The organism is Deltaproteobacteria bacterium PRO3, assembly GCA_030263375.1.
Classification (GTDB): Bacteria; UBA10199; UBA10199; order DSSB01; family DSSB01; genus DSSB01.
This window is the reverse complement of sequence record SZOV01000192.1, coordinates 1-1,851: the sequence shown is the minus strand read 5'-3', so window position 1 is coordinate 1,851 and position 1,851 is coordinate 1. Positions and strand designations below refer to the sequence as shown.

General features: G+C 67.2%; 2 protein-coding genes. Both read left to right on the top strand.

Annotated features, from left to right (window positions below):
• Positions 1-913, top strand: a 913-nt coding sequence (gene murG / locus FBR05_15235; GenBank protein ID MDL1873533.1) for an undecaprenyldiphospho-muramoylpentapeptide beta-N-acetylglucosaminyltransferase, incomplete at its 5' end; no start/stop codon positions are given.
• Positions 914-992: 79 nt separating this feature from the next.
• A partial coding sequence (locus FBR05_15230; protein MDL1873532.1) for a serine/threonine protein kinase occupies positions 993-1,851 on the top strand: 859 nt, incomplete at its 3' end.

Genomic DNA, 1,851 nt, shown 5'->3' with positions numbered 1-1,851 from the left:
GACGCCCCTGAAGGGTTCGGGCTTGGGTGCCCGCCTGCGCAGCCTGGCGCGGCTGCCGAAGGCCTACCGGCAGTCGAAAAAAATCCTGCGCGAGTTCCGGCCCGACGTCGTGGTCGGAATCGGCGGCTACGCCAGCGGGCCCATGACCCTGGCCGCGCATTTTTCCAAGATTCCCACCGCGATCATCGAGCAGAATTCCATCCCGGGCTTCACCAATCGGAAGCTCGCCCGCTTCGCCGACCGGATCTTCATCGCCTTCACGAAGGCGCGGGAGTTCTTCGACCCGGCGAAGACGCGGCTTACCGGCAACCCGACGCGGCGCTTCCCCGCGCCGGCCGAGCGTAGCCCGGGCGAACGCTTCTGTCTCTTCGTCCTGGGCGGCTCGCAGGGCGCCCACGCCTTGAACGAGGCGATGATCCAGGCCGCTCCCACGTTGGCCGAGCGGGCCCAACGCTTACACATCGTCCACCAAACCGGCGCCCAGGACGAGGCCATCGTCGCCGCGGCCTACCGCGCGGCGGGGCTCTCCGCGGAGGTCTTTTCCTTTTCCCAACAGCTCGGGCCCTATTACGCCAAGGCCGACCTGATGCTGTGCCGGGCGGGGGCCGGGACGATCACGGAGTTGCAGAACCTCGGCCTGCCCGCCATCCTCGTGCCCTATCCCTTCGCCGCCGACGACCACCAACGCTACAACGCCGAGGAGATGGTGGCCTCGGGCGCGGCCGAGATGATCCTCAACCGAGAACTCCAAGGCACGCGGGTCGCCGAACGCCTGGCCTTCTACCTGGACCACCCCGAGGCGCTGGAAAAGATGCGCCGGGCGGCGCGGGGCCTGGCCAAGCCCGAGGCCGCCCAAGAGGTCTTGGCGGAGTGCCTCGAACTCGCGGCGCGACCCGCGACGGTCTCCGGTTAAATTATTACAACTAATTGAAATTATTAAGAAAAATATTACTCTGTCCCGACCGCAATTCTTATAGTAGCATTTTGTTACCATGCCCTCTCTCCCCCCGCCATGGACCGAGGCCCGACTCCTGCAAGACCGGCGCGGCGTCGAGACCTGGGAAGCCCTGCGTGCAAACCGGCGCTGTCTGGTCAAGGCCCATCGCAATCCCGAGACCGTCTTTCAACGCGAGTTCGAATTCCTCTCCGGCATCGAGCACCCCGGCCTCCCGCGACCGCTGCACTATGAGCGCGCGGCGGGTCTCGAGCTCTACGCCCGGGAATTTCTGGAGGCCGAGCCGCTGGAAAGTTTTTTCGGCAAGCTCCCGGCCTCGCGCATCGCCCAAATTCTCGCGCAGTCGCTCCGCGCCCTCGCCGCTCTCCACTTCCGCGGCTTCGCCCACGGCGACTTAAGCGGAGGCAACATCCTGCTGCACCCAGAACGCGGCGCCGTGCTGATCGACTTCGAATTCCTCGCGCTGCGCCACAAGTCCGGCTCCGGCATCCGGGGCACGCCGCGTTGCATGGCCCCGGAGCTGTTTTGGGGCCGGGCCCCGACGATTCAAACGGATCTCTACGCGGTCGGCTGCATCCTCTACGGGCTGCTCAGCGGCCATTACCCCTTCCTGGCCGGCGACTTCGAAGCGCTGCTCCAACAACACGCCCTGGAAACGCCGCCCAATCCCTGCATGGGGCGTCCCGAGCTGCCCGGCGCCCTGGGCCTGATCGCGCTGCGACTGCTGGCCAAGGAGCCGGCGCAGCGCTTCGCCGACGCCAACGAGGCCGTGACCGCGCTCAACCGCGCGCTCGGCCTGCGCGAGGCCCTCGAGCCCGCTCCTTCGGTGCTGGCGCCGCAGGAGCGGCTGCGGGCCGAGCGGGCCTATTCCCACGAGCTCGAGGCCTTGCGATTCC